23 protein-coding genes are annotated in these 23738 nt (G+C 45.9%); 21 read left to right on the top strand and 2 right to left on the bottom strand.

Annotated elements, in window-relative coordinates:
- The 11 genes from fliF (at nt 1) to HMPREF1139_RS07465 (ending at nt 13172) form a co-directional block, all read left to right on the top strand.
- The gene (gene fliF, locus HMPREF1139_RS07515) at nt 1-1704 is read left to right on the top strand and encodes a flagellar basal-body MS-ring/collar protein FliF (protein ID WP_009650868.1); all 1704 of its coding nucleotides are present in this window, start codon (nt 1-3) and stop codon (nt 1702-1704) included.
- Entirely contained in the window at nt 1704-2735 is a 1032-nt protein-coding gene (fliG, locus tag HMPREF1139_RS07510) for a flagellar motor switch protein FliG (protein WP_009650944.1), read from the top strand. Before fliF ends, fliG begins: the two co-directional genes overlap by 1 nt.
- A complete protein-coding gene (gene fliH / locus HMPREF1139_RS07505) occupies nt 2732-3559 on the top strand; it encodes a flagellar assembly protein FliH (protein ID WP_009650874.1) in 828 nt (275 codons plus the stop codon). Before fliG ends, fliH begins: the two co-directional genes overlap by 4 nt.
- Nucleotides 3559-5388, top strand: a complete 1830-nt coding sequence (dxs, locus tag HMPREF1139_RS07500) for a 1-deoxy-D-xylulose-5-phosphate synthase (protein ID WP_009650799.1) — start codon at nt 3559-3561, stop codon at nt 5386-5388. The genes fliH and dxs overlap by 1 nt, the downstream gene beginning before the upstream one ends.
- A gap of 65 nt (nt 5389-5453) precedes the next feature.
- Entirely contained in the window at nt 5454-5864 is a 411-nt protein-coding gene (locus tag HMPREF1139_RS07495) for a Fur family transcriptional regulator (protein WP_034966351.1), read from the top strand.
- 219 nt (nt 5865-6083) lie between these two features.
- Nucleotides 6084-7499, top strand: a complete 1416-nt coding sequence (locus HMPREF1139_RS07490; RefSeq protein ID WP_232209612.1) for a CYTH and CHAD domain-containing protein — start codon at nt 6084-6086, stop codon at nt 7497-7499.
- A 15-nt stretch (nt 7500-7514) separates the two neighbouring features.
- Nucleotides 7515-8258 carry a bifunctional demethylmenaquinone methyltransferase/2-methoxy-6-polyprenyl-1,4-benzoquinol methylase UbiE gene (gene ubiE, locus HMPREF1139_RS07485; RefSeq protein WP_009650863.1) on the top strand — a complete coding sequence of 248 codons (744 nt, stop codon included), beginning with the start codon at nt 7515-7517 and terminating at the stop codon, nt 8256-8258.
- A 34-nt stretch (nt 8259-8292) separates the two neighbouring features.
- Nucleotides 8293-9456, top strand: coding sequence for an exodeoxyribonuclease VII large subunit (gene xseA, locus HMPREF1139_RS07480; RefSeq protein WP_009650816.1), 1164 nt, complete (start codon nt 8293-8295; stop codon nt 9454-9456).
- Nucleotides 9457-9467: 11 nt separating this feature from the next.
- Nucleotides 9468-10547 (top strand): phosphoserine transaminase, encoded by a 1080-nt coding sequence (gene serC, locus HMPREF1139_RS07475; RefSeq protein WP_009650830.1) that lies wholly within the window; start codon nt 9468-9470, stop codon nt 10545-10547.
- A gap of 1 nt (nt 10548) precedes the next feature.
- The gene (locus HMPREF1139_RS07470) at nt 10549-11649 is read left to right on the top strand and encodes a DNA adenine methylase (protein WP_009650798.1); all 1101 of its coding nucleotides are present in this window, start codon (nt 10549-10551) and stop codon (nt 11647-11649) included.
- Nucleotides 11646-13172: a class I SAM-dependent methyltransferase gene (locus HMPREF1139_RS07465; protein ID WP_009650826.1), complete on the top strand. Its 1527-nt coding sequence runs from the start codon at nt 11646-11648 to the stop codon at nt 13170-13172. The genes HMPREF1139_RS07470 and HMPREF1139_RS07465 overlap by 4 nt, the downstream gene beginning before the upstream one ends.
- 109 nt (nt 13173-13281) lie before the next feature.
- Here HMPREF1139_RS07465 and HMPREF1139_RS11750 read toward each other — a convergent pair whose 3' ends face one another.
- Nucleotides 13282-13443 (bottom strand): hypothetical protein, encoded by a 162-nt coding sequence (locus HMPREF1139_RS11750; RefSeq protein ID WP_009650815.1) that lies wholly within the window; start codon nt 13441-13443, stop codon nt 13282-13284.
- A 318-nt stretch (nt 13444-13761) separates the two neighbouring features.
- Here HMPREF1139_RS11750 and dba point away from each other — a divergent pair, with 318 nt between their 5' ends.
- Entirely contained in the window at nt 13762-13929 is a 168-nt protein-coding gene (gene dba / locus HMPREF1139_RS07460; protein ID WP_009650864.1) for a disulfide bond formation protein Dba, read from the top strand.
- A gap of 9 nt (nt 13930-13938) precedes the next feature.
- Nucleotides 13939-15453 carry a disulfide bond formation protein DsbI gene (gene dsbI / locus HMPREF1139_RS07455; protein ID WP_009650805.1) on the top strand — a complete coding sequence of 505 codons (1515 nt, stop codon included), beginning with the start codon at nt 13939-13941 and terminating at the stop codon, nt 15451-15453.
- A gap of 14 nt (nt 15454-15467) precedes the next feature.
- Here dsbI and HMPREF1139_RS07450 read toward each other — a convergent pair whose 3' ends face one another.
- Nucleotides 15468-16208 carry a sulfite exporter TauE/SafE family protein gene (locus tag HMPREF1139_RS07450; protein ID WP_009650941.1) on the bottom strand — a complete coding sequence of 247 codons (741 nt, stop codon included), beginning with the start codon at nt 16206-16208 and terminating at the stop codon, nt 15468-15470.
- 133 nt (nt 16209-16341) lie between these two features.
- Between HMPREF1139_RS07450 and HMPREF1139_RS07445 the strand changes: the two genes are divergently transcribed.
- The 8 genes from HMPREF1139_RS07445 to HMPREF1139_RS07405 all read left to right on the top strand — a co-directional run bounded on the left by HMPREF1139_RS07445 (nt 16342) and on the right by HMPREF1139_RS07405 (nt 23721).
- Complete coding sequence (locus HMPREF1139_RS07445; RefSeq protein WP_009650867.1) at nt 16342-17631, top strand: anthranilate synthase component I family protein; 1290 nt, start codon at nt 16342-16344, stop codon at nt 17629-17631.
- A gap of 81 nt (nt 17632-17712) precedes the next feature.
- Complete coding sequence (trpD, locus tag HMPREF1139_RS07440) at nt 17713-19320, top strand: anthranilate phosphoribosyltransferase (RefSeq protein WP_009650926.1); 1608 nt, start codon at nt 17713-17715, stop codon at nt 19318-19320.
- A gap of 2 nt (nt 19321-19322) precedes the next feature.
- A complete protein-coding gene (locus tag HMPREF1139_RS07435) occupies nt 19323-19937 on the top strand; it encodes a phosphoribosylanthranilate isomerase (RefSeq protein WP_009650894.1) in 615 nt (204 codons plus the stop codon).
- A gap of 183 nt (nt 19938-20120) precedes the next feature.
- Nucleotides 20121-21302: a tryptophan synthase subunit beta gene (gene trpB / locus HMPREF1139_RS07425; protein WP_009650904.1), complete on the top strand. Its 1182-nt coding sequence runs from the start codon at nt 20121-20123 to the stop codon at nt 21300-21302.
- The gene (gene trpA / locus HMPREF1139_RS07420) at nt 21295-22044 is read left to right on the top strand and encodes a tryptophan synthase subunit alpha (RefSeq protein ID WP_009650963.1); all 750 of its coding nucleotides are present in this window, start codon (nt 21295-21297) and stop codon (nt 22042-22044) included. The genes trpB and trpA overlap by 8 nt, the downstream gene beginning before the upstream one ends.
- Nucleotides 22045-22121: 77 nt before the next feature.
- Complete coding sequence (locus HMPREF1139_RS07415) at nt 22122-22541, top strand: chemotaxis protein CheX (RefSeq protein ID WP_009650834.1); 420 nt, start codon at nt 22122-22124, stop codon at nt 22539-22541.
- Entirely contained in the window at nt 22538-22855 is a 318-nt protein-coding gene (gene fliN / locus HMPREF1139_RS07410; protein WP_009650886.1) for a flagellar motor switch protein FliN, read from the top strand. Before HMPREF1139_RS07415 ends, fliN begins: the two co-directional genes overlap by 4 nt.
- Nucleotides 22852-23721, top strand: coding sequence for a hypothetical protein (locus tag HMPREF1139_RS07405; protein WP_009650786.1), 870 nt, complete (start codon nt 22852-22854; stop codon nt 23719-23721). Before fliN ends, HMPREF1139_RS07405 begins: the two co-directional genes overlap by 4 nt.
- Nucleotides 23722-23738 lie beyond the last annotated feature (17 nt).

Below are 23738 nucleotides of genomic sequence, written 5' to 3'. Positions count from 1 at the left end.
ATGGATTTTAAGGCATTACTTCATCAAATCAGTCAGATTTATCAAAAGCTTTCGCTAAGGCAAAAGATAGTCGCGGCGGGCTCTATCGTCGTTGTCGTCGGATTTTTGGTGTTTTTGAGCATCTATAAGGATATGAAGGGCGATACATACGCTGGTTATAGCGTTTTGTTTGAAAATATCAGTCCTAACGACTCGGCTCTTATCATCGATCAGCTAAACAAAGACAGCGTCAGCTACAAGCTTGCCAACGAGGGCACGATATTAGTGCCTACGGGTGATGTTTATAAAGAGCGCATCGCCGTTGCCACTCTGGGTATCCCAAAAGAGAGCAAGATCGGCTTTGAAATTTTCGACAAACAAGAATTTGGCTCTACAGACGCCGAGCAGCGCGTGAAATTTCAGCGTGCACTTGAAGGTGAGTTGGCACGCACTATCGAGAGCTTATCCTCTATTCAAAAAGCGACCGTTCGTATCGCTATACCAAAAGAGAGCGTATTCACCGAGCGTCAGTCGCCTCCGACCGCTTCTATCGTGGTCGAGCTAAAGCCCGGTGTGAGCCTTAGCGCCAAGCAAATTTTTGGTATCAAAAACCTCGTAGCCGCCGCAGTCACTAACCTAAACACCGAAAATGTCAAGATTGTCAATCAAGACGGCGTCGCACTTGGCGAGGAGGACGGCGAATTTGACAGCGATATGATAGCTCAGCAGATCCGCTATAAAAGAGAATTTGAAACCAACTACGAGCAAAAGATCATAAACGTCCTAGCCCCTATCGTGGGTGGGACTGACCGCGTCGTAGCCAAGGTGAATATCGACTTTGATTTTGACAAAAAAGATAGCCAAAGCGAGACATACGATCCTAACAATGTCGTAAGAAGCGAGAGCAATATCGAAGAAAAGCGCCAAGGCAGCGCACCAAACGAGATCCAAGGCGTGCCCGGTGCAGTAAGCAACATCGGTCCGGTGCAAGGGCTGAGCGACAGCAATATAAAAGAGCAATACAACAAAAGCTCGCAGCAGACTAATTATGAAATTTCAAAGAAGATAACCAACATCAAAGGCCAGTTTGCAAGTATCGTTAGAGTAAGCGCGGCCGTAGTCGTGGACGGGCTTTATCAGCCTAAAAAAGACGAAGCTGGCAACCCGACCGGCGATATCGAATACGTCGCTCTAACGCAAGCGCAAAAAGACTCCATAACAAACCTCATCAAGCAAGCCATCGGTTATAGCGCGCAGCGCGGCGATGAGGTCACGCTTGATAATTTTGAGTTCAAACTGGCTAAGGACGTAAGCACCAGCCAGAGGATGGACGGCTTTATGCATAACTATATCCTGCCGTTCGTGCCGCTGTTAAAATACATTTTTGCCGCGTTGCTGCTTTATATCTTTTACAAAAAGGTCATCGTACCGTTCATGCAAAAAATGCTTGAAGAGGCAAAGGACGAGGACGAGCCGCTACCTCAAGACGAGCTTGAAGAGATCGAGATCGACGCCGAGGATACACTCGAGAAATTTAAGGCCGCTCGCAAGAAGGTCGAGGAGCAGCTTGGCCTTAGCGGCGACTTTAATGAGGACGAGCTGCGATATGACGTGCTGCTTGAAAAGATGAAAACGGTCATACTTGAACGTAGCGAGGAGATAGCTAATTTGCTTCAAGAGATGGTCAAGAACGATAACGATTTTAATCTGCGTAAGGAAATTTGATGTCTATAAAACTAACCGATCAGCAAAAAATCGTATATGACGACCTTTCGATGCCGGAAAAGATCGCTATTTTGCTCATACAGCTCGGAGAGGAGGCTACGAGCCTTATCTTTTCGCATATGGATGTCGATGTCATCACTGAAATTTCAGGCTATATAGCGACTGCCAGAAATATAGATAAGCAAGTAGCCGCTGCCGTTTTAGAGGAATTTTACGCCCTCATGCAGTCAAATCAATACATGAGAAGCGGCGGTTTGGAATATGCAAAGGAAATTTTATACCGTACGTTTGGTCCGGAGGCTGCACAGAAAATTTTAGACAAGCTTGCCAAAAGCATGGAAAACACCAAAAGCTTTGGCTATCTTGGCAAGATAAAGCCTCAGCAGCTAGCCGATTTCATCGTCAAAGAGCACCCGCAGACGATCGCGCTCATCCTAGCCCACATGGACGCGACTAGTGCGGCCGAGACGCTTAGCTATTTTTCAGACGAGCTTAGAGGCGAGGTGATCATCAGGATGGCAAATCTAGGCGACATCAGCCCTTCAGTCATCAAGCGCGTCTCTACCGTGCTCGAAGGCAAGCTCGAGAGCCTCACCTCCTACAAGGTCGAGGTCGGCGGTCCAAGAGCGGTGGCGGAAGTGCTCAACCGACTCGGTCAAAAGGCCAGCAAAACGACTATCGAGCGCATCGAAGCGGCTGATGATAAGCTCGCTACGACGATCAAAGAGCTCATGTTTACATTTGAAGATATCATCAACCTCAACGCAACCGCTATCAGAGAGATACTCAAAAATGTCGATAAAAAGGATCTCATGGTTGCATTTAAGGGCTCAAGCGACGCTATAAAAGAGAAATTTTTAAGCAATATGTCTCAGCGCGCCGCCGAAGCCTTTAACGAGGAGATGCAATACCTCGGTGCCGTTCGCGTAAAAGATGTCGAGGAGGCGCAGCGCCGCATTGTCGAGACCGTCCAAACTCTAGCCGATCAAGGAGTCTTCCAAGTCGGCGAAGCAGATGAGATGATAGAATGAAAAGCAGCGTCATAAACGGTGAGAATTCGTCGGCACATTTTATAGAAAACTATAGGTTCAAGGTGCTTGGAAGCGATCAAAGAGCCGAGCAAATTTCAACGCAAAAAAGCGATGAAAATGGCGAAGATATCCAGCATGAAAACATCAAGCAAGAGCCTAAAATTTCACCGAATTTACAAAATCAAATGCCAAGCTCGCAGCCCCAAAGCCAAAATCACGGCGGATTTGACTCGAATTTCGTAGAGGAGCTGCTAAAAAAGACCGACGAGCTAAGCGGCAACATCATCAAGCTTCAAATGCAGATCGAAAATCAAGAGAGTGAATTCAATAAACGCCTCGAAGCCGAAGTCGCACGCGCGAAAGAGGACGGTAAAAACGAGGGCCTGGCACAGGCCAATGAAGCTTACGAAGCGCAGGTAAAAGAGCTGGAGGCTCGTTTTAGCTCGTCCGTGCAAAAACTCAGCGATCAATACGATAAATTTGACGAATTTTTAAAAAAGAGCGAGGATGAGCTTGGCGGGACTGCGATAAATATCGCAAAAGAGGTCATATCAAAGGAAATTTCGGCAAATTCAAGCGTGATAGCTCACACCTTGGCAAGCTCGCTCGTGCGCGATCTAGGCGATGCGAAAAATATCCAGATCAAGGTAAATCCCAGCGATAGCGAGTATCTCACGGCTCAGTTTGCAAAAAACGATCACATAAAAATAAGTCCGGACGATGCTATAAGCAAAGGCGGCGTAGTCATCATCAGCGAAGGCGGAAATATCGACGCTACGATAGAGACGAGGTTGGAAAAGCTCAAGAGTTTAGTTGGTGAGTGATGACGGATTTGAACGTTAAAAATTTGGATTTAAGTGGCCTTGAGGAGCTTTGTCATAAGCTCAGGGATAAAATTCTGACCACTGTTAGTAAAAACGGCGGGCATCTTAGCTCAAACATCGGTGCAGTCGAGATCATCGTGGCTATGCACTATGTTTTTGACGCGAAAAACGATCCTTTTATATTTGACGTGAGCCATCAAAGCTACGCGCATAAGCTCTTAACTGACCGCTGGGAAAGCTTTGAAAACCTTCGTAAATTTGGCGGCATAAGCGGCTACACGAAGCCAAGCGAGAGCAAATTCGACTATTTCATCGCAGGCCATAGCTCGACCTCGATCTCTCTGGCTGTCGGAGCGGCAAAGGCGATAAATTTAAAGCACGAGCAGCGCCTGCCGGTAGCAGTCATAGGAGACGGCTCCCTTAGCGGAGGCATGGCTTACGAGGCGCTAAACGAGCTTGGAGACCGCAAATATCCGTGCGTGATAATCCTAAACGACAACGAGATGAGCATCTCAAAGCCTATTGGAGCGCTCAGCAAATACCTAAGCCAAATGATGGCGGGGCAGTTTTATCAAAAATTTAAAGGCCGTGTCGAGAAATTTCTAAGCTATATGCCCGACTCCGCCGCATATATGGCGCGTAGGATGGAGGAGGGCATACGCCTCATCACGCCTGGGATGTTTTTTGAGGAGCTGGGGCTTGAGTATATAGGTCCGGTGGACGGGCACGATCTTGGCTCGCTTATCAGCACGTTTGAGACTGCAAGATCGATGAAAAAGCCAGTCATCGTGCATGTGCAGACCTTAAAGGGCAAGGGATACGAATTTGCTGAAGGATATTATGCCAATTGGCATGGGGTCGGGCCGTTTGATCTAAAAAGCGGCGAATTTATCAAAAAACAAAGCAACAAATCAGCCACTGCCATCTTTAGCGAGCATTTACTTAAAATGGCGGGCGAGCACGAGGATATCGTAGGAGTGACGGCTGCGATGCCTACAGGTACGGGCATGGATGCACTCATAGAAAAATTCCCCGATCGCTTTTGGGATGTGGCTATCGCCGAGCAGCACGCCGTGACATCGATGGCTGCGATGGCTAAGGAGGGCTTTAAGCCGTTTGTCGCGATCTACTCGACATTTATGCAGCGTGCTTACGACCAGCTCATACATGATGCTTGTATAATGAACTCGAATATGACCTTTGCGATGGACCGTGCAGGTATCGTAGGCGAGGACGGCGAGACACACCAAGGAGCTTTTGACATAAGTTTTTTTAACGCCATACCAAATGTAGTGATGTTCGCGCCAAGGTGCGAGCGGAGCATGAAAATGGCGATGGAATTCGCCTACGCTTACAAGGGCGTAAGCGCATTTAGATATCCCAGAGGGGCATTTATCTTGACAGATGAGTTCGAGGCTAAAGATCTAAGGCTTGGCAAGGGCGAAATTTTAGCCAAGGGTCGCGGCGAAGTGGCGCTTATCGGCTATGGAAACGGCGTCGGCAAGGCAAATACAGTGCGAAATTTAATAAGCCCTAACATCGATGCGACGCTTATTGATCTTGTATTTGCAAAGCCGCTTGATAGCGAGCTTTTGCTGGAGCTGGCGGATAAATGCAAAAAATGGTATATCATCAGCGATAGCGCTAAAAGGGGTGGCATCGGTGAAATTTTGAGTGCATTTTTGCAAGAGAACAAAATTTTAGACGTCAGCGTGAAAAGCTTTGAATATGATGACGCTTTCATCCCGCATGGCAGCACCGCCGATGTTGAGCGAAATTTAGGCATAAGCGCCGAACAAATAGCCCAAAAATTACTAGACGATAATTAATATTAATTAATAAAGTAACGTTTAAAGTTAAATTTGCTAATATTTGCCTAAAAAAAGGAAAATTTATGCAATACGTATCATTATTGAAACAGTCCGGGCTAAAAGTCACACCGCAGCGTCTAAGCGTCCTTAGGATCTTAGATCGTCACATGCATCCCACGATCGACGAGCTTTATGACGAAATTTTAAAAGAAAATCCGTCCGTTTCCTTGGCGACTGTGTATAAAAATTTAAATACACTAAAGGACGAAGGTCTCGTCGTCGAGGTAAATATCGTCAATCAAAAACCGCGATACGATATCTACGAATATCCTCATATCCACGTAGTTTGCGAGACTTGCGGGCATGTAGAGGATCTTAGCTACGAGGATGCCGAGCTTGGCAGATATCAAGAGGCGCTGGAGCGAAAGCTAGGCAACATAATAGATCGTTTAAACGTGGTAGCCAGCGTTAAAAGTTGCAAACACTGCGGATAGCAATTTAAGCCACAACCTGATAAAATATACAAGCCTTTTTAACAAAGCATTGATGATTTAAAATAAGCGCTTTGCAAATCTTATTTGCTTCACGAGCGATAGCGAAGTGAAAAATCGGCGGCGATAGCGTCGTTTCGTAAGATTTGACTTTGCTAGAATGTTTAAAATTTTAAAAAATCAATACCTATTGAAAAAGAGCCGATATAAAAATTTCAGGAGATGGCTGTGGGTTTGGAGATAGAGCGCAAATTTTTGCTTAAAAATTCGCAGATCCTTGAATTTTTAAGCGCCGAGAGCGTTAGCTTTAAACGCCTCGAAATACTTCAGTTTTATACGAAAATCACCGATAACGAAGAGGTCCGCTACCGAAGCGAAGACGCGAAATTCATCAAAACGATCAAGATCGGCAAAGACCTTGTTCGCGAGGAAAACGAGTGCGAGTGCGATAAAAAAGAGTTTAAAAACGCCTTTAAAAGCCACATCGGTGCACCTATCTACAAAGACCGCTATCTTTTTAAACTAAACAACAACCCTTGCAATATCGACGTTTTCAAAGGTGCGCAAGAGGGGCTTTGCACGCTTGAGGTCGAGTTTAAAGACGAAGCCGAGGCGGTTTATTTCAACCTACCGAAATTCCTGCGAAATTTCATTGAGGCCGACGTTACCTGCGATCAAAGATATAAAAACAAGTATATAGCCCTTCACGGCAACGCAGCGGAAAATTTTGACGCAAATGCCGCATTTAGAGTGATAAAAGAGCACGATATAGAGCTAAATTTCATGCCAAATATCAAAGCCGCCGATGCACTGCGAGTATTGTTTTTTAAAATTTCAAAAATCATCGAGGATCACAAAAGCGGATATCTAAAAGGCGGCGATGATGAGGCGCTTCATCAGCTTCGCGTGAATTTGAGGAAAACTCGCTCCTTGCTAAAAAGCTTTGAAGGGGTTTTTGACGAGAGAGTGAGCGGCTTTTTTAGTGAGAAATTTAAAATTTTAGCCAACTCCACCAACAAAAAGCGTGACCTTGATGTGTTTTTGGAATTTTTAAAGACACAAAAAAATGCGGACGAGCTCGTTTATCTCGTCTCAAAGGCAAGAGATGTCGAGCATGAAAACGTCAAAAAGCACCTAAACGACGAGTCAAATACTGATTTTTTAAGAGAGTGGGAGCTATTTTTAGCCGAGGAGAGCGACTTTTATAAAGCAAAGCTCGCAAATGCGGCTTTAGCAAGGCTTGCCGCTTATCGTATAAGGTCGCAGCTAGTGAGCATAGAGCGTAAAATTTGGGCGCTCAGCGATGAGAGCGTGAACGAAAATTTTCATAAGATCCGCATCGACTTTAAGCGCCTCAGATACGTTTTGGAGAGCTTTTCGGGCGTTTTTGAGATAGTGGGATTTAAAAAATATCAAAACCGCCTAAAGCTCATGCAGGAGCTCTTTGGCGAGCTTCAAGACCGCGACGTTTGGCTTGAGATCTTGGACAAGATCCCTCAAAGTGAGCCCTCAAGCAAGATCCAAAACAAAATTTACAAGCAAATCTATAAACTGCGCGAGGAGATCTTGAAAAAACGGGTAAAATTTATCCGTCAAACTCGCAAAATTTCACGAAATTTAAAAATTTATTATATTTAAAGGTCATAAAAACTTATGCAAAAACAAGAAAAAATCGTCGATATGTTCAACCAGATCGCACCTACTTACGACATCGCAAACCGCGTCTTGAGCCTTGGCATAGACGTCAGCTGGCGAAAATACGCGTGTAGATATATGCTAAGCATTTTTAGAAATAAAAATATAAACATCATCGACGTTGCTTGCGGCACGGGAGACATGATGGGGCTTTGGTCGCAGATATCCGCGGAATTTGGCGTAAAGATCGATGAGCTCGTGGGCGTAGATCCATCAAGCGGCATGCTGAGCAAAGCCAAAGAAAAATTCCCAAATTTTAAATTTATCGAGGCTTACGCGGATGAGACCGGGCTAGAGAGCGGATTTGGCGAAATTTTAAGCATCAGCTACGGCATACGAAACGTCGTCGAGCGAAAGGCGGCATTAGCGGAATTTAACCGCATTTTGAAAATGGGCGGATATGTCGTGGTCTTAGAATTTACCAAACGCTCGAAAAAAGGGCTGATCACCAGCCTAAGAGACTTTTATCTAAGCAAAATTTTGCCTCGCATAGGCGGTGCGATCTCAAAAAACAAAGAGGCCTACCTCTATCTGCCAAGCTCGATAGAAAATTTCCTGGACGCCAAAAGCTTTTGCGAGGAGCTCGAGGAGGCCGGCTTTGAGATGCAGCTTTGCAAGGGCTTTAGCATGGATATCTCGACGCTTTTTATCGCTAAAAAGGTGTGCGAGGCGTCGCTAGATACGAACAAGAGTGCGCGATGATAATACGCGAAAATTTAGCCTCAAAGGTCGTTTCATGCTAAGTGTCAGCGAGCTTAACGAACAGGCAAAAAGCCTGCTTGAGACGACATTTGACTATGTCGAGGTAAAGGGCGAAATTTCGCGCCTTACGAAGCATAGCTCGGGGCATTGGTATTTCACGCTAAAGGACGAAAAAGCGGCCGTTTCGGCGGTGATGTATAGGATGAATAACGCGAAGCTAAAATTTGACGTGGCAGACGCGATGAAGGTCGTGATCTACGGCAAGGTCTCGCTCTATACGCCAAGCGGCTCGTATCAGCTCGTAGCTACGACGTTGCGTCCTGACGGCGAGGGCGAGCTCGAGCTTGCTTTTAGGCAGTTAAAGGAGCGTTTGGAGCGCGAGGGGCTTTTTGAAATAAGCCATAAAAAGCCTATCCCTCGCTTGCCAAAGCGTATCGCGCTGGTGACCTCCTCTACGTCCGCAGCGCTACAAGACATGCTAAAAGTTGTCTCGACGCGCTGGAAGCTCAGTAAAATTTTGATCTTCGATGCGCTCACACAGGGCGAAAATGCGCCGAGCTCGCTTATTAGAGCGCTTAAAAAGGCCGATCTTAGCGGAGCCGACGTGATAGTCTTAGCGCGCGGCGGAGGCAGTAGAGAGGATCTGTGGTGCTTTAACGACGAGGGGCTGGCTAGAGCCATATATGACGCCGCCACGCCCGTCGTAAGCGCCATAGGACACGAGATAGACTACGTCATAAGCGACTTCGTGGCTGACCGCAGAGCCCTAACGCCAAGTGCTGCGATACTTGACATCTTGCCTGATAGCGAGGCCTTTTTGCAGTATATCGATAAGCTCGAAGACGAGCTTAGAGGCGCTATCGGCCTTAAACTCGCAAATAAAAAAAGCCGTCTTGAAATTTTAGCCTCGAAATTCTCCACAAACGCTATCAAGGCGCGCATAAAGCTAAAATTTAGCGAGATAGAAAACAAGCAAACGGTGCTAAACAGCCTCATTTCAAGCAAAATTTTAAAGCTGGGCTCTGATCTAAAATCACTTGAAAAAGCCTATGAGATGCGCGAAATCTTCTTTGAAAGCACAAAAGATCTCATTGAGGTAAGGATGGACGGCAAAAACGTAACACTTGAGGCGTTAAAAGCGGGTGATGAGGTGTGGCTGATATCTCAAAGCACGCATAAAACGGCTAAAATTTTATAAAAGGAGTGAATATGAATAGGAAAATAAACTTTAGCGCAGGACCTAGCGCGCTGCCTTTAGAGGTGCTAAAGCACGCGCAAAGCGAGCTTACGAACTACCAAAACAAGGGCTTTTCTATAATGGAGATAAGCCACAGGAGCAAAATTTTTGAAGAGGTGCATTTTGGAGCGATGGATAAGATCCGCGCACTTTACGGCATCGGCGAAGAGTATGAGATTTTATTTTTACAAGGCGGAGCGCATCTGCAGTTTTCGATGATACCGATGAACCTCTATCAAGGCGGCAAGGCCGAATATGCAAACACGGGCGTTTGGACGAATAAAGCCATAAAAGAGGCGCAGACTCTAGGCATCAGCCCAAGCATAGTGGCAAGCAGCGAGAGCGAGAATTTCGCCATGATCCCCGAGGTGAAATTTAGCGATGATGCCGATTTTGCCTACATTTGTAGCAACAACACCATCTACGGCACGCAGTATAAGGCCTTGCCAAAGACCAAATCTCCCCTAGTCATCGACGCTTCGAGCGATTTTTTCGCTAGACCGCTTGATTTTTCAAACATCGGCCTGCTTTACGGCGGAGCGCAGAAAAACGCCGGTCCTAGCGGAGTCACCATCGTGATAATAAGAAAAGATCTGATAGATCGCACGAGCAGCCCGAACGTGCCGATATTTTTACGCTACAAAACGCACGCCGAGGCCAAATCGCTTTACAACACGCCTCCGACATTCGGGATATATCTGCTAAATTTAACGATGCAGTGGCTACTTGATCAAGGCGGGCTAAGTCAGATACAAAAGAAAAATGCCAAAAAAGCGGCGCTCATTTACGATACCATCGATAGCTCAGGCGGCTTTTACAAAGGACACGCAAGGCTCGATAGTCGCTCTGACATGAACGTGAGCTTTAATATCGCCGCCTCCTGCGAGCTCGAGCCAAAATTTGTCGCTCAGGCCGAAGAGGCGGGCATGCTAGGCCTTAAAGGACACCGTCATCTTGGCGGTATCCGCGCGTCTATTTACAACGCCGTGAGCGAAGAAAACGTCAAAATTTTAGTGCAATTCATGAAAGAATTTGCTAGAAAAAACGGCTGAAATGGAAAATCAGGAGTATCTAAGCAAGCAAATCCTCACGTATCTTGGCAACAAACGCGCGCTGCTTGGCTTCATCGGGCAAGGCCTCAAGCGCGCAAAAGATGAGCTTGGCCGCGATAAGCTAAGGTGCGTGGACCTGTTTTCGGGCTCTGGCATCGTGGCTAGGTTTTTAAAGCGCCACTCTAGCTTTTTGGTAGCTAACGATCTTGAGCTTTACTCCAAGATAACAAACGAGTGCTACCTCGCAAACGTAAGCGCCAGGAAGCTAAAAGAGCTTGGCAGATGGCATGAAATTTTGCTTGAAAATATAAGATCAAATCCGCAAAGCGGCTTTGTAAGCGAGCTTTACGCGCCAAAAGATCAAGACGACATAAGGCGCGAGGACAGGGTCTTTTACACCAAAGAAAACGCCCTTTATATCGACACCGCAAGGGCACAGATAGAAAATTTACCAGAAGCGATCAGGCACTTTTTCATCGCTCCGCTCTTATACGAGGCGAGCACCAAGGCGAACACGAGCGGCGTTTTTAAGGGCTTTTATAAAAACAAAAGCGGTATCGGACAGTTTGGCGGCGAGGGCAAAAACGCACTGGGGCGCATAATGGGGCGCATATCTTTGCCGATGCCGATATTTTCAAAATCTAACGTGCCCTTTGCAGTCTGTCAAAAAGACGCGAACGACCTGGCGGGCGAGCTAGAGCAAATGGACGTCGTGTATCTCGATCCTCCTTACAATCAGCATCCTTACAGTTCGAATTATTTTATGCTGAATTTGATAGCAAAAAATGAACGCCCGCAGAGCATCTCAAGGGTATCTGGCATCGCAAAGGGCTGGAACAAGTCCGTGTATAATAAAAAATCCGTCGCCGAGCAGAGCTTTTTCGAGCTTGTGGGCAAGCTAAAGGCGAAATTCATCATCATTTCGTTTAACTCCGAGGGCTTCATCGAGCGCGAGAGCTTCGAGCGAAACCTCACGAAATTCGGCGAGCTCAAGGTCTTGGAGCAAAGATACAACGCTTTTCGCGGCAGTAGGAATTTAGGCAGCAGAAGCCTGCACGTGACGGAATTTTTATATATTTTAAAAAAGATCGGATCAAAATGAGCGACGTAAAAGAATATTATGACGAAGTGCCGTATTTCTCGGCCGCTTTTAGCGATTGTTCGCCTGTTAGGATACACGCGATAGCCCGGTTTCTTGGGCTAAATCCGCCCGCCCCTGAGGAGGCCAGAGTACTTGAGTTTGGCTGCTCGTATGGTGGCAACATCCTACCCTTTGCCGTTCACAATGAGCGCGCCGATGTCGTTGGCATCGATATCTCAAGCACTCAAGTAAGCACAGGAAACAAAATCGCCAAAGATATGGGAATAGGAAATTTCAGCCTCATAGAGCTTGATATCTTAAAACTTGATGAAAACGAGGCGAAAAGGCTTGGGAAATTTGACTACATCATCGCTCACGGCGTTTATAGCTGGGTAGATGATAGCGTCAAAGAGGCGCTTTTGCGCTCGGTGAAGCTACTGCTGTCCGCAAACGGTGTGGCCTATATCTCTTATAACATCTATCCAGGCTGGAAGAGCCTCGATGTTTTGCGCGATTTCATGCTCTTTGCTAGTGATTCTCAAGCAAGTGGGGCAAAAAAGCTTGAAATTTCAAAACGAGAGCTCGATTTCTTGCAAGATTATCTGAAATTTAACGCTCAAAGCGCTACAGATAAGGTTTATCGCGACAGCACTCAGCTGCTGGCTACGCAGCTAAATTTCTTGCAAAATATCATGAAAAAAGGTAATGATTATTATGTTTTGCATGATTTTTTAGAGATCTGCAACGATCCGATATATTTTTATAAATTTGCCAAAAGGCTCGAGCAAAACGGCCTTTACTATCTACTTGACTGCTCGCTTGATGATATATTTAGAAGCGTGCTTGGCATCTACCGCTTTGACGCACACATCGCCAGAAACTATCCAAGCCGCATACAAAAGGAGCAGATGAATGACTTTTTGCTCAACCGCTCGTTTAGAAAAAGCCTAGTGATACATAAAGAGTGCCTTAACGGCAGTGATGATCTTGATATCGAGCTTGGTATGAAAGAGCTTAGCGGGCTAAATTTCGCGCTGAATTTAAGCGATCCTGCAAACGAAGTGCAAAAGGCTCTGGCTGACGCATATCCTGATAGTCTAAATTTAGACGATCTGCTGCAATGCACGGGTCAAGACGCTCAGACTACGTTCATGCAGCTCATGGAGGTCTTTGCGACTCAAAATGTAAAAATCTCTGCAAACGCCCTAAAAAGCGTGAGATACCAGGACGGTAAGAGCAGGCTAAGGCCTTGCGTGGCGGGCTATCTTAGCTATTTTGCAAACACTGATGAGCCTGTGATATTGCTAGCTGACGGGCTAAATTTAAGGGTCGGACTTACCGGACTTGAGGCAAGGATCGCACTTAAATTTAACGGCGAGAATTCATTTGAGGATATCTTAAAATTAGCTGATATATTGATCAAAAATTGCGATTTTGATCCGTTTGAGGGCAAGGAGCGAAATTTAAAAGATTACGTCAAAAATATACAAACCAAGCTTGAAAACGCATATTTTTTTGAAAAGTTGGCTAACGTCTTTGTCTGATAATTTTTGGTCCTATTTTTAAGAATCGTCGATTTGTCGCTGTTTTTTGCATGGCAAAATAAGATAAGTAGCGGTTTGCTTACGCAAGCAAAAATCACACGTCGATTTTTTACTTCGTGTTCATAAACTCTATGATTGCATTTGCAGGTATAACAAAGCAAAATTTCGCAAATTTTACTCGCTCGGGAGCGACTGCGATCAAAGACTCAAATAGCGTTTGTGGTGTAAACCGGTAGTCGTTTGCAAGCTTGTAACAGTAGGAAATTTGCAAACAGTATCCCTACAAGAGGCTAAGCTCGTTATGTTTCTTGCTTTGATGCGCTTTGCTTGCAACTGCAATTTGTAAAGCTGTAAATAAGGCAGACAGCCGGATTATCGCCTCCTTTGCTTGTAGCAAAGTAAAAAATCAGTGGCGATAGCGTCGTTATTTTGTGGAGTGAATTAAGATTTGCAAAGCGCTCATTTAGATAGCGATATTTTATAAAAGAAGGCCTTGTATTTTAAAATACATTTATTTTTTATAATTAATTTTTAAGGTTACATGATTAAAATTAGACTTTAATATAAAAAATTAATTCAAGGAGAAAAGATGGAATTTTTGCAGCTTTTGTTGGTTTTAATAGCGATGATAATCGTCATTAAAAAACCGGAAAAAGAAAAATTCGCTTTTGGTTTGGTGGTCGTTTCGTGGCTTTTTATGATATATCTATATATCGGGCACAAGTCGGGCAATCTGCTAACGACGATAAATCTGTAAGGAGCGGTCATGAATGAGATAAAAAAAGCGAAATTTTTCTACGCGCTTATGTGCTTGGCGGGCTTTTTGATCATCCTTTTGCCGGTGGGTATCGCGAATTTATATTTTGGCTACGTGCTAAAAGATAGCCCTTGCACCCTTTGCTGGGGACAGCGCGAGGCGATGATATTTATCGGCGTGATGGCGCTTTTCATCGTGCGCTACGGCATGAAAGCAAGATACCTCGCCATGATCCTTATAATGGCGGGCTTTGGGCTGTGGCAGTCCTTCGCGCACTACGGCATACACGCCATGCGCGATCTTGATCAGGGCTTCGGGCTCGCCGTTTTTGGCATACACACGTATTTTTGGGCGGAGGTCGTATTTTGGGCGGTCGTGCTACTGCTTGGCGTGATATTTTTCTTTGCACCTAAATTTAGCGCCTTTGACGAGGAGCTGGACGGCGAAAAATTTAGAAGATTTACAAAAGCCTCGCTTTGCGCGTTTGTAATAGCGACGCTAATCATCGCTTCAAATGTGTTTCAGGCATTCGTCAGCACGGGTGTGCCACCATACTACGGACAAGGCGATCCGGTGCGCTTTACTTTGGATTCGAAATACATCATTTGGAGTGACGAGGGATACAAAAATCACTGGAAAAATATCTCATTTTTAGGTAAAAGAGACGTCAAAGCGCCCGATTATGCTTTCGCACCTGCTAGCGCGGAGCTGGGAGTCAAATTTGATAACGATCCTAAAAACGCTCCGCTAAACACGGACAAGAGCCTAACTATCGTCTCTAAAAATGAGATCGGCATCGACAAGCCGTTAAATTCGCTCGCTCTCATCAACGGCGAATTCGTCGCAAGCTCGAAATGGCAGGTATTTTTCACGGATGAAAATTTCAAAGTAAAAGACGAGCTCGAGATCGACCCGTATTTTTCGGCTACGATCGATCCTATCGTCGGCGTGATCCCTTTTATGAACGATAAATTTATCCTCATGGGCTCGAATAAAACGCTTCTTAGATTTGCGAAAAACCCTAACGCCGACGAGACGCTGCAATACGCGGACTTCGTAAAGGGTGCGGATAAATTTGAAGGGCAAGGCAAGGGGCTTGGACGAACTAGGATAGATACCGTTCGGGCTAAATTTAATCACATCGCCAGCATCGCGACCGACGGCAAGTATTTCTACACCGCGACCGTCCCGAACAACAAAGACAAAAACAAATTCGTGATCTCAAAAATTTCGCTTGACGATCGCACGCTATCGGGCGAATTCACACCAAAAGCGAATCTAAAAGAGGGAAAAAGCCTTGGCGAGCTATACGTGACGTCGATGAGCTTTGAGGGCGGGCTACTTTACGCGCTTAGCAAAAATCACAACGTCATCGTAACGATCGATCCAAAAAGCGAAGAGATCGTAGCAGCGGTGGCCTACCCAAGCGAGATAACAAACGCCAGAAGCCTATTTTTCAAGGATGGCAAGATAAATATCCTCTCCTATCAGGACGGCAAAAATATGCTTTTCGAGCTTGAATAAGCGAATTTGCGAGCTTAACTTAGCAAAAATTTTCTGACGGTTATCATAAGGATGGTCGAGATAAGTGCGACCATCCAGCGTTTTTGTGCGGTTTTGCTGATTTTATGCGAGGTCTTGACACCAAAATAAACTCCTATCAGCGAACCAAGCCCTAGCATTATACCTACGTCATAATGTACCAGCTCATGTGCAGCTAGACTTAAAAATCCTGCCGTCGAAGAAAATACGACGAAAAATAGCCCCGTACCGACCGCTCTTTTTATGTCGTAGTTTAAAAAGCTGATGAGTATGGGTATAACTAAAACAGATCCGCCGATGCCAACGCTTATAGCGACCGCACCGACGACAAGCCCCACTAAAAATAGTAAAATTTTAGATCCGTTTGCTTCTCCTACGGGCTCGGCAGGGGTTTTAAAAAGCTTGATTAAATTTATGATCTGAACGAGGATCAAAACGCCAAGCAAAAATTTAGATGAGAAGTAGCTCACGATAAAGCCGCTAGTAAGAGCGCCGCAAAAGCCGCCAAAGCCCAAAATTAAAGCGGGTTTGATGTCTAGCATCTTGCTTTTAAAATTCACAAACGAACCAAAGACCGAGCTAAAGATCATTTGCATGATACTGACACCAATAGCGTATTTGATATCGTATCCAAAAAGTATCATCACGGGAACTACGACCGTTCCGCCTCCGATACCAAAAAATCCCGACATAAATCCAACCATTACGCCAACGACAAGCAGACCGACTAAGAGCATGATATATCCTTTAAATACTAAATTTTAGCGAAACGAGTTTGAAACTTGTGTAAAAATCGCAGGCAAGGCAAAAATTTTTAAAATTTAAAGGCTTTTTTGCCTATAATAGGCAAAATCAAAATTTAGGACGGACATGCTTTTATACGAACCGCTGTTTTATTACGAGGCGATAAGGCGGAGATTTAAAAATAGCTATCTGGCGGAGGATAAGACACAAACTATCGTCGGCATCGACTGTGAGTATATAGATGCAGATGATACCGATCTAGAGGGGCTTAGAGGATATTTTGACACGAATCGTAACAAAAATATCGCTCCCTTTGGCGGACTTTTTGGCGTATTTGCCTATGAGGGCGTGAGATATTTTGAGGAGATAGGCGAGCAAAAGCCGCCTTTGTATGAATTTCCAAGATTCATATATGCCGATGCAAAGGCGTATTTGCACTTTGATAAAATGAGTAAAATTTATACGTTTTATGGTGACACGGCGAGGTATTATGACTTTTTGCTCGCTTTAAAGCCGGTCGATACGCCAAAAAAGCAGAGCAAATTTAAGATAAAAACCGATCTGGAGGCAGAAAAGAAACACTTTGAAAGCATCGTAGGCATTGCAAAAGAGTATCTAAAAAGCGGCGATATATTTCAAGTCGTGCTTGGCAAACAGCTACATATCCTCACTGATATGGATAGTTTTGAATTTTATAAAAAGCTAAGCGTGGCAAACCCGAGCCCTTATATGTTTCATTTTCCTACACCTTACGGTGATGTCGTGGGCTCGTCTCCCGAGCTTGTTTTCGAGATGAGAAATTCTCAAATTTTCGTAGCGCCGATCGCGGGCACAAGACCTCGCGGCGTCGATGCTAACGATGATGAGAGGCTAAAAAATGAGCTGATAAACGACGAAAAGGAGCTCGCCGAGCATAAAATGCTCATCGACCTCGCCCGCAACGATATCGGACGCGTCTCAAATGCAAAAAGCGTGATCGTGAAAAATCCTATGCATATTCAGTATTACGAGAGCGTGATGCACATCGCAAGCGAGGTTTATGGCGTGAAAAAGCAGGAGCTTGACGCGTTTGACGTGATAAGGAGCGTATTTCCTGCCGGTACGCTTAGCGGGACGCCCAAAATCCGCGCCATGCAGATCATAAGCGAGCTGGAAACCGGCGCTAGAAATATCTACGGCGGAGGTATCGGGTTTTTGCATTTTAACGGCGACGTGCAAATGGCGATCTTGATTAGAAGTGCGATCTTTGTGCCGCGTGCTGACGGTAATAGCGACGTGTTCGTAGGGGCTGGCGCAGGTATCGTGTATGACTCGCAAAGCGAGCGCGAATACGCCGAAATTTGCCATAAACGTGCGAGCGTGGTAAATGTGTTTAAAAATAATGCGAGCGAGATCGTAGATCAAGATAAATTTTAGCGCGAATGCGAGAGGTTAAAAATAATAAAAATGATTTAAAGGCGAAGTATCGTTAGTCGGTATGAGCCAAAAGGAGAAATTTTGATATTACTTATCGACAACTACGACAGCTTCGTCTTTAACGTCGAGCAATACGTGCGCGAGCTGACAAACGAAGAGGTATTAAGCGTGCGAAACGACAAGATCACGCTCGAAGAGATCCGCAAAATGCGCCCTAGCAAGATAATTTTAAGCCCGGGACCAAAGCACCCAAAGGATAGCGGCGTTTGCCTTGAAATTTTAAAAAGCGACCTTGACGTGCCTATTTTAGGCATTTGTCTAGGACATCAGGCGATCGGACTCGTGGCGGGGGCTGCGATAAAGCGGCTAGAAAAGCCCTATCACGGCAAAACCTCAATGATCGAGGTAAGCGAGGCAGAGCCCTTGTTTTCGGGCTTGCCGACTAAATTTGAAGTCATGCGCTACCACTCGCTTTACGTGGATGAGCTGCCGTCAAATTTAAAACCGCTTGCGATGAGCGATGATGGCGTAGTGATGGCACTTCGCGAGGTCAGCCGACCCGTTTTTGGCATCCAGTTTCACCCCGAGAGCTACTTCACGCAATACGGCAAAAAGATCATCGAAAATTTCATAAATTTAAAAAGCGCAGAGGAAAAACCTGCACCAAAAGAGCCGCGAACGGCGAATTTATCGCCGTTTATGACGAAGCTGCAAAAGGGCTTCCCGCTTGAAAGTAGCGATTACGAGGTGATTTGCCGCGCGATAAACGACAAAGAGTGCGACATCGTGCAGCTGGCGGGACTTTTGGTGCTCATTAGCGAAAAGAGCCTCTACGCCGATAGTCTCGCAGCTTTCGTGCAAAATATCCTAAAATACTCGACGACTTACGTGGATCGCGGCGACATCTTCGACATCGTGGGCACAGGCGGGGATAAGCTAAAAACGATAAACATCTCAACGACTGTCGCCTTCATCGCAGCAGCCCTTGGCGTGAAGGTCGCAAAGCACGGAAACAAGGCGATCACGAGCCAAAGCGGCAGTAGCGATGTGCTGAAAATTTTAAACGTGCCGATCACGGGCAGCATCGAGGAAAACCGCGCAAGGCTACGCGAAAAGGGGCTGACGTTTTTTCACGCGCCGCTTTTTCACAAGATCACAGCCGAGGTCAAAGAGGTACGCGAACGCCTAAAAATCGGCACTGTCTTTAATATGCTAGGGCCTCTTCTAAATCCAAATTTAGGACTGAAATATCAGCTTGCCGGCAACTACTTAGAAGAGGTCAATGAGCTGATGGCGCAGACCTTGCTGCGACTTGGCAGACAGCATGCGCTCGTCGTGCATGGCATGGACGGGATGGACGAGATCACGCTGTGCGACGAGACGCTGATACACGAGGTGAAGGACGGCAAAATTTTGGAGTATAAGATCACACCCGAGCAGTTTGGCTTCAAGCGCGCATTTCACGGCGACATCGAGGGTGGCTCGCCAGAAGAAAACGCCGAAATTTTAGTGCGGATATTAAAAGGCGAGGAAAGCGGAGCGAAATTTGACATCGTGCTGCTAAATGCGATGTTTGCGCTCTACACCGCAGATGCCGTCAAAACGCCAAACGACGCGAAGCCACTCATCATGGACGCGATAAAAAGCGGTAAAATTTATCGCTATTTTCAAGAGTATATCGGGGGCTAAATTTGAGACCGCTTATTAAAATTTGCGGGATAAAAGCGGCTAGCGAGGCGGCAAGCGTGGCGGCTTTGGCGGTCGATTTCCTAGGCGTCATCTTTGCAAAAAGCCCGCGCCAAGTGGGTATGAAAACGGCTCGCGAGATAGCGCACATAGCGCACGAAAATGGCAAGCTTTGCGTCGGGGTCTTTGCCGGGCAAAGCGAGTGCGAGATAATGGAAATTTGCGAATTTGCAGGGCTTGACGCGGCGCAAATTTATGACGAGCCAAGCGGAAATTTGCACGAGAATTTAAAGGATATGGGCATGCAAATTTGGCGGGTGTTTAGCGTGAAAGATGAGCTGCCAAAGCCGGATTTTAGGTATTATGACCTGCCGCTATTTGACTGCAAAGGCGAAAATTTAGGCGGAAACGGAGTCAAATTTAATTGGGAAATTTTAAGGGGCGTAAAGCCGTTTAGTTTCGCGCTGGCTGGCGGTATCGGCGAAGATAACGTGCTCAAAGCGATAAAATTTAAGCCTAAAATTTTAGATGTAAACTCCCGCGTGGAGGATGAAAATTTGATGAAAATTCCAAGTAAGATAGAGAGAATTTTGGGGTTGATAAATAATTCTGAAAAATAATGTTTTGCAAGCAGTTAAATATCGTGCTGTGCGTAGTCAAATCTTATGAAGCGACGCTATCGCCGCCGATTTTTAGGGAAGTCGTAAGACTGACCGCAAAAATCGTGCTATATGTTCGGCGTCTTGCGGAGCAAATAAGATTTGCGAAGCATTTAAAAGACACAAATTTAAAAAGGACAAAAAGTGAATAAAAAAGCATATTTTGGAAAATTTGGCGGGCAGTTCGTACCCGAAACCGTGATGTTTGCGTTAAACGAGCTGGAAGAGGCGTATGAAAAGATCGCCAAAACGAGCGAGTTTAAGGCGGAGCTGGACGATCTTTTAAAGCACTATGTCGGTCGCCCAAGCCCGCTATATCACGCCAAACGCCTAAGCGCGCACTACGGGCATGAAATTTACTTAAAGCGCGAGGATCTAAACCACACGGGCGCGCACAAGATAAATAACGCGCTGGGACAAGCCCTGCTAGCTCAAAAAATGGGCAAAAAAAAGGTGCTGGCTGAGACCGGTGCGGGGCAGCACGGCGTGGCGAGCGCGACTGCGGCGGCACTTTTGGGCTTAGAGTGCGACGTGTATATGGGCGCAACCGATGTGGCGCGTCAGCAGTTAAATGCGTTTAGGATGCAGCTGCTTGGCGCAAATGTCATCAGTATCGAAGAGGGGCTAAAAACGCTCAAAGAAGCGACCACGGCGGCAATTCAGGCGTGGGTAAATGAGATAGAAAGCGCATTTTACATCATCGGCTCGGCGGTCGGCCCGCACCCGTATCCAAAGATCGTGCGCGATCTGCAAAGTGTCATCGGGCGCGAGACCAAAGAGCAGCTGGCTGAATTTGGCGTAAAGCCCGACTATATCGTCGCCTGCGTGGGCGGGGGCAGTAACGCGATAGGCATTTTCAGCGCGTTTTTGGACGATACGGACGTAAATTTGATCGGCGTCGAGGCGGCGGGGCTGGGGGCGGACACGCCATATCACGCGGCCACACTCACAAAGGGGCGCGAGGGCATCATCCACGGTATGAAAACCATCGTCTTGCAGGATAGCTACGGCATGATCGCCCCCGTGCATAGTATCTCGGCGGGGCTTGACTACCCGGGTGTCGGCCCGGAGCACTCGCACCTGCACGACATCAAAAGGGCGCATTATGAGGGCGTGACGGATGACGAGTGTATCGAGGCTTTGAAGCTTACTAGCCGCTTAGAGGGCATCATCCCGGCGATCGAGAGCTCGCACGCGCTGGCGTATCTAGCGAAACTCTGCCCTACGCTAAGCGGCAAAAAAACGATCGTCGTAAATGTCTCCGGCAGAGGCGACAAGGACATGAACACCGTGATGAGCTACGAGAAAGGAAAAATTTATGGATAAGATCGCGCGCGCATTTGAGGGCAAAAAGGCAAACATCGGTTACATCGTCGCTGGCTATCCAAGCTTAGAGCACACGAAAGAGTTTTTGTTAAATTTAGACGCCAGCTCGCTTGATTTACTCGAGCTTGGCATACCATACTCCGACCCGCTAGCAGACGGCAAGCTCATCGCCCAGGCTAGCTTTGAGACCGCGGCAAAGGGCGTGAATACCGACACGATCTTTGAAATTTTAGACGAGGTCAAGGCGGACGTGAAAAAGCCGATCGTTTTTTTGGTGTATTACAACATCGTATTTGCTTACGGGGTGGAGAAATTTATCAAGCGTTCCGGTGAGGTCGGCATCAGTGGCTTTATCATCCCCGATCTGCCCTTTGAAGAGTGCGAGGAGGTGCGCTCGCTGTGCGATAAATTTAAGCTTGATCTCATCCCGCTCATCAGCGTGACGTCAGCCGGCAGAGCGGATAAAATTTTAAGCGTGGGCTCAGGCTTCATCTACGCGCTGGGAGCTATCGGTGTGAGCGGGTCGCAAAGAGCGAGCGAAGAGCGACTAAAAAGCCTAGTCGCTAGCTTAAAGCAAAAAAGCGATCTGCCCGTGGCTGTGGGCTTTGGCGTGAAAAATGCGCAAGACGCAAATTTAGTCAAATCCTACGCCGATGGTGCGATCATCGGCACGCAGATCGTAAAGCTCACGGCTAAATTTAGCGGAGACGAGCTAATGAGCCAGATAGAAAAGCTTTTTTGAAAACGTTTATAAATTTTAGAGCGAATTTAGTAAATGCAAAGTATAATAAAAGCTAATTTTGGATTTTAAGGAAGGACATGAAAGAGGTTATAGATGCCGCGACTAGGTATCTTTGCACGGACACTTTGGGGTTTGAGGTAAAAAGCGGTGCGAGCATCGGTAAAGGGGTCTATGGTGCTAGCATACCAGTTTATAAGGGCAAAAGCGAATACCACTTTTATCTGTTTTTCAAAAAAGATACGCTAAAGCTTTTCATGGAGGCGTTTTTTGGTCATAGCGATATCGACGGAGGCGATTTGGACGATCTTTGCAAGGAGATAGCAAATCAAATCATCGGCAAGGCCAAAAACCTGCTAAACGAGCGTGAAAACAATGCGTATAAGCTTGGGACGCCGGAATTTTTAGGCGAAGTCGATGTATTTCGCATCAAACTTGAAGAAAAATTTGTGTATAAAATGAAAAATCGAACATTTCAAATAGGCTATAACAGAGCATGAACGAAGACGACGCGATAGAGACTTTAGAGCAGCTGGGACTTTTCAAGAGCTACGACGAGCTGATGGATATCAGCGTTGATTTCATAGCTGAGCTTGGTACGACCACGATCAGCATAAACGAGCTTTTGAAATTTGAAGCGGGCTCGGTCATCGATCTTGAAAAACCGGCTGGCGAGAGTGTCGAACTTTATATAAACAACAGAATTTTCGGCAAGGGCGAAGTAATGGTTTATGAGAAAAATTTAGCCATAAGGATCAATGAAATTTTAGACTCCAAATCAGTCATACAATACTTTAAAAAAGAGCTTTTATGAGATTTATTTTATTATTTTTGAGCGTGATGCTACCGATATTTGCCTCAAATTTGCTTACCTATAACATCTATGAGCGTACGGACCGCGTAGATATAATGCTTAGTTTTGACGCACCTTATGAGGGCAATATCTTTCAAAAACGCGAGAAGAACACGACTTCGCTCATCTTAAATTCTCTAAGCTACGAACAAAGCGTCAATAAGAATATAAATTCTAAAATCGTTCAAGAGCTAGACATCGAACCAAAGCAAAATTCACTGATCATAAACCTAAAATCTCAAGATGCTATCATCGTAAACGCCTCTAAAACGACCGATGGATTTGGGCTTCGCATACGAGTAAGCCCTAAAAATACCGCCTCTCAGGTTGCAAATATGCCACAAGCCAGCGCAAAGATCGAGCCGCCGACTCAAGCACTGCAAAGCGAGCCCGAACCTATCGTCGATGCGAGATATTTCATCGTGCTTGGCGTTTTGCTAGCGCTTTTGATATTTTTGTTCATATTTAAAAAGATCATGGTCAGCAAGAGCGAATTTAGCGGCTTTGCAAATGCAAAAAGTAGCGAGCCAAACAGTACGAAATCTATAAACTGGCTACTAAAAAATCAAAACAACGACGTAAACGTAATCTATGAAAAACCGCTCGATCGCGTGAACAAACTCATGCTTCTAAGCTACGAAAATAGGCGCTATTTGGTGCTCGTAGGTAGCTCAAACGTGATGCTTGATAGCTTTGGTGAGGACAAGATACAAAACGAGCAGGACTTCACGGCGTTTTTCGAGGAAAATAAAAAGAAACTGGGCGCATTTTTACAAGAGCGTCAAAACAGCCTCAACAACTACAAAGATAAAATGAGTATGAACTAGGCGCCGCTAATTAGACC

Origin of the sequence: Campylobacter sp. FOBRC14, from assembly GCF_000287855.1 — a bacterium.
Classification (GTDB): domain Bacteria; phylum Campylobacterota; class Campylobacteria; order Campylobacterales; family Campylobacteraceae; genus Campylobacter_A; species Campylobacter_A curvus.
The sequence above is the reverse complement of the archived record's forward strand: the minus strand, read 5'-3'. Positions and strand labels throughout refer to the sequence as shown.